Genomic DNA, 4,912 nt, shown 5'->3' on the forward strand with positions numbered 1-4,912 from the left:
CCGTTTCGTACCGTCGCAAGTCGAAACGTAGCCGGGGTACGGCGTGTTCTGCATATCAGACCAGGTCAGCGACCCACGGAAGCGACAGGGGAGCCCGAAAACGGCTGCTGCACGGGGACCACCTCAGCGACGGGGGCGGGGCGGCGGTGCCGCCGTGATCTTCTCCTGCTCATGATCTGGTCAACGGCCGCAGACCGTTCCAGGTGCCGCTGGACTCAGAACGGGTGCGGCTCGCCACCGGCGGGAGCCTGCGCCTGCCCGGCGGGGCGGGACTCCGCAGCAGGGGCCTGTCCCTGGCGGGGCGGGGCGCCGCCGGCACTGCGGGTGACCTTGGTGACGGCCGCCTTCGCGTAGGTGAGGGAGGCCGCGACCTCCTCGGCGTCGACCTCGACGACGGTGCGGCGGTGCCGGTGATCTGGTCCCAGACGGCGAAGCGGATGATCATCTCGGTGCGGTGGTCGGGGGCGGTCATCCGGTGCCGGCGTGGCCGGAAGTGGGGTGAGATGCCGCTGAACGCGGACAGGAATCTCTGGGCTCCTCCGACGCTGCGGAAGCCTTTCATGGCGCGTTCGCGCTGCCGCGTTGGCTGGTGGGAGTTCTCGGCCCGGTTGTTCAGGCCTTTGTGGGAGCGATGCTCGACCGAGGGCATCACCTCGCGGTGGGCCGCCCCGTAGGAACGGAGCTTGTCCGTGACGATCACCCTCGGTACGGCCCCGATTCCTTTGAGGAGCCGACGGAAGAAGCGCCTGGCCGCGGCCTTGTTGCGCCGGTTCTGGACGAGGATGTCCAGCACGTTGCCGTCCTGGTCGACCGCGCGCCAGAGGTACTTCTGCTTGCCGTTGATCGTGATGAAGACCTCGTCGAGGTGCCACTTGTCGCCGGGGCGGGGACGTCGGCGGCGCAGCGCGTTGGCGTAGGACTGCCCGAACTTCAGGCACCACCGACGGATCGTCTCGTAGGACACGATGACACCGCGCTCGAGCATCAGCTCCTCGACCTCGCGGAAGCTGAGCGGGAAGCGGAAGTACAGCCACACGCAGTGGGAGATGATCTCCACCGGGTACCGGTGCCCTTTGTACGACAGCGGTACGGACGACACCAGCAACCCCCGACACGGCACGATCAACCCGAAGACCATCCCACACCGTCAGCCAACGTGACAGTGCCCTACGGCGCGCTGCCGGTGCCCGTAATCGAGGCGTGGATCACCGCCTGGCCATGCAAAGGCGGGCGGAACGTTTGATGTCGCTGAGCGAACAGTTGGCGAAGCTCCGCCACTCAGGGTTACGTCGTAGTACCGGAGCGACCTAGCCTCCACTCCATGTCTAGTCTCGCCCGTCGCAAACTTCTCGGCGCCCTCGCCGGTGGCACCGCACTTTCTTTCCTGCCCCCGTCACTGCTTCAGGCGATGGCCGCGCCGCTGCCTCCCGGTGGTATGGATGCGATTGAACACGTGATCATTCTGATGCAGGAGAACCGTTCTTTCGACAATTACTACGGCACCCTCAAGGGCGTGCGCGGCTTCGGCGACCGTACGCCGCTGCGTTTGCCCACCGGGGCCACCGCCTTCGAGCAGCCGCGGTCCGGCGGTGGCGAGGTTCTGCCGTTCTCGGCCCGGCAGGCGGCGGTCGACGCCGGCCGCCCCGAGAGCGACATCCAGTACCTCGGTTCACTCGCGCACGGCTTCTCCGACGGCATCCAGGCCCGGGCGAACGGCTGGTGGAACGACTGGGTCGCGGCCAAGGGCCAGAGCACCATGGCCTTCTACGACCGGCGCGACATCCCCCTCCAGTACGAACTGGCCGACCGTTTCAGCATCTGCGACGCCTACTTCTGCTCGGTCTACGGCTCGACCAACCCCAACCGCAACTACCTGTGGACAGGCACGACCGGCTACGAGCCGGGCGGCGTCAACCGGGCTGTCACCAACGCCGCGTACTCCTACACCCACGCGGGTTACGACTGGACGACGTACCCTGAGCGCCTGGAGGCCGCCGGCGTCTCCTGGCAGATCTACCAGGAGTGGGACAACTTCACCGACAACGCGGTGGAGTACTTCCGGCCCTGGAAGGAGATCGGCCGGAAGATCCTTTCCAAGGTCAGCGGCCAGTACTCCACCACCGAGCAGTTCTACGACGGCCTGTGGAGCAAGACCACGGACCAGCGGAAGGCCGCGCTGGCCCAGTTCCAGCAGGGCGTCGACTCGCTGACCGAGACGGAGCGCCGGCTGTTCATGCGGGGCGCCTACCGCTCCGAGCCGGACACCCTCGTCCAGCGGATCAAGTCCGACATCAAGAACGGCACGCTGCCGAAGGTCAGTTGGCTGGTTCCGACGGCGGCGCTCTCCGAGCACCCCAGCTCCTCCACCCCGGTCGGCAGTGCCAACCTCATCTACGACCTCCTCGACGCCATCGCGAGCGACCCGAAGGCCTGGTCGAAGACGGCTGTGTTCATCAACTTCGACGAGAACGACGGCTACTTCGACCACGTGCCCGCCCCGGTCGCGCCCCGGCCCGACTCCGGCAACAGCGACGACTGGTTCAACGGCAAACCGGTCGGCCCCGGTCCGCGCGTGCCGATGACGATCGTGTCGCCGTGGACGGTGGGCGGTTTCGTCTGCTCGGAGGCGTTCGACCACACCTCGGTCATCCGGTTCCTGGAGAAGTGGACCGGCGTCCAGGAGCCCAACATCAGCGCCTGGCGCCGCAGCGTGTTCGGCGACCTGACCTCCGCCTTCGACTTCAACCGCGGATACGCGCAGCCCAAGGTGGAACAGCCCGGCCCGGTGCCGGCGCGGGTCGGCCGCTGGAACCCCGTACCGCCGAAGAACCAGTCGCTCCCGGAGCAGGAGGCCGGCACCCGCCCGACGCGCCCCTCCCCGTACCGGCTGTCCCTGCGGGCCGACGTCACTGGCTCCGACGTCCGCCTCCGGCTCGGCAACGCGGGCACCACCGCCGCCACGTTCACCGCCTACCCCGGTGACGGCACCGCCCCGCGCGCGTGGACCGTCTCCGCGGGCGGGACCGCCGACAACACGGTCGGGTACGGCGCCGACGGCTACGACCTGCAGGTCCGCGGCCCCGGCTGGTCCGTCTGGGAGCTGCGCGGCAGCGGCGTGGGCGCCGAGGCGTACCTCGTCGAGCAGGCCGTCCCCGGCCAGGTGAAGGTCCTGTGCTCCAACCCCTCCACCGCCACCCGCACGCTCCTGGTCGGAGAGTCGGTCTACCCGCACAACGCCGGTGACCATGTCCAGACCGTCACCCTCGCGCCCGGCAAGACCCAGACCGTGCCGATCCACCTCCCGGACCACGGCTGGTACGACGTCGTGGTCGTCGACCAGGACGACCCGGCGTTCCTGCGCCGCATGACCGGCCACCTGGCCGACGGCAAGCCCGGCGTCACCGACCCGGCGACCGGTACGGCTCCGGCGCTGGCCGCAACGATCGGCCTGCCCGGGTCGCTGCCGTCCCTGGACACGCCGTTCGCGCAGAGCAACCCGACCGATGTCGTCGTCACCGTACGGAACCAGGGCAGCGCCCGGCTCGACGGGCTCTCGCTCGCCCTGCTCGCCCCCTCCGGCTGGACGGTCGAACGGGCCGGTGCGGCGCCGACGGTGCTCGGCGCCGGGGACTCGGCCGATGTGCACTTCACCGTCACACCGGCTCAGAACGCCACCGCCGGCCGACTGGTCGTCGCCGCGTACGCTGACGGCAACGGTCTGCTCAGGCACGCCGACGCGCGCGTCCACACCAAGGTCGCCCCCGCGATGGGCGTCACGCTGACCGGCCCGGCGAGCTCGCCCGGGACTGACGGCACCGTGCTCTCGCCGGGCAGGCCGGTCACCGTGACCGCCACCGTCACCAACGCCGGCGGCACCCCCCTCACCGACCTGGCCGCCACGCTGGCCCTTCCGGAGGGCTGGACCGCCACCCCCAAGGGCGACGTGCCGGCGTCCGTTCCGGCCCGCTCGTCCGCGCGCCTGGAGTGGGACGTCGTCGTGCCCGTCTCGGCAGCGCGCGCCTCCGGCAGCCTCAAGGCGACCGTCACGGCGAAGCTGCGCGGCGGCGCCATGGAGGCGGCCGCGTCCCTGTCCGCCAAGACCGGACCGGTCATGACCGACTACCTGCTCGCGGAGGACTTCGAGTCCGTCGCCCCCGCGCTCGCCCCGGCGGCCGATCTCAGCCGGCCCGGCCTGCTCGGCTGGACCCGGACCACCCCCGCGGGCTGGACGGTCACCAACGCGCTGGCCATGCCACAGGGCACCCGGGAGCTGCAGGGCTGGACCTTCCTGTCCAAGCAGTTCTGGTTCCCCGGCGGGCAAAACCGCCCCAACTTCAGCCGGGCCCTCGGCGTCGTCGCCGTCGCCGACCCCGACGACTGGGACGACACGGGCAGCCCGTCCGGGCGGGGCCGGTTCGACTCGACCCTGACCACCCCGGCGGTGACCATCCCGTCGGGCACCTCCACCCTCCACCTGGGCTTCGACTCCCACTACCGGCAGGAGAGCCCGCAGGAGGCCGAGGTCACCATCGAGTTCGACACCGGCGCCAAGGTCCAGCTGCTGCACTACAGCAGCGCCACCTCCGGGAACACCAACCAGGGCAAGGACCAGGAGAACCGGCTCGTCCGGCTCTCCTGCCCCGTCCCGGCAGGGGCCACTTCAGCGAAGGTCAACTTCCGGATCTTCAACGCGGGCAACAACTGGTACTGGTCGATCGACAACGTCCGCCTGGGCACCAGCCCGATCGCCGACGCCTGACCGGCCGGCAACCTGACCAACCCCGCGCGGGGACGCATAATTGTCCCCGCGCGGAGCCCTCGACTTTCGACGTTTTCGTTGATCGTCGTGGGGTGCTCGTGTGGGTGATGGGGGCCTGATCTGGCAGCGCGGGGCTGGGCAGCAGAGAAGCAT

Annotated in this window: 1 protein-coding gene and 1 pseudogene; one reads left to right on the top strand and one right to left on the bottom strand. The window is 69.8% G+C overall.

The features are described 5' to 3' along the window. Positions 1-397: 397 nt before the first annotated feature. Positions 398-1,138 (bottom strand): annotated as a pseudogene (locus tag ACWD6R_RS39780) (IS6 family transposase); the annotation flags it as partial. A gap of 183 nt (positions 1,139-1,321) precedes the next feature. On the opposite strand from ACWD6R_RS39780, the gene ACWD6R_RS39785 reads away from it, so the two are divergent. Further along, on the top strand, positions 1,322-4,759 hold the full coding sequence (locus ACWD6R_RS39785; RefSeq protein ID WP_451823223.1) for a phosphocholine-specific phospholipase C: 3,438 nt from the start codon (positions 1,322-1,324) through the stop codon (positions 4,757-4,759). Positions 4,760-4,912 lie beyond the last annotated feature (153 nt).

Source organism: Streptomyces sp. NPDC005151 (genome assembly GCF_053599875.1).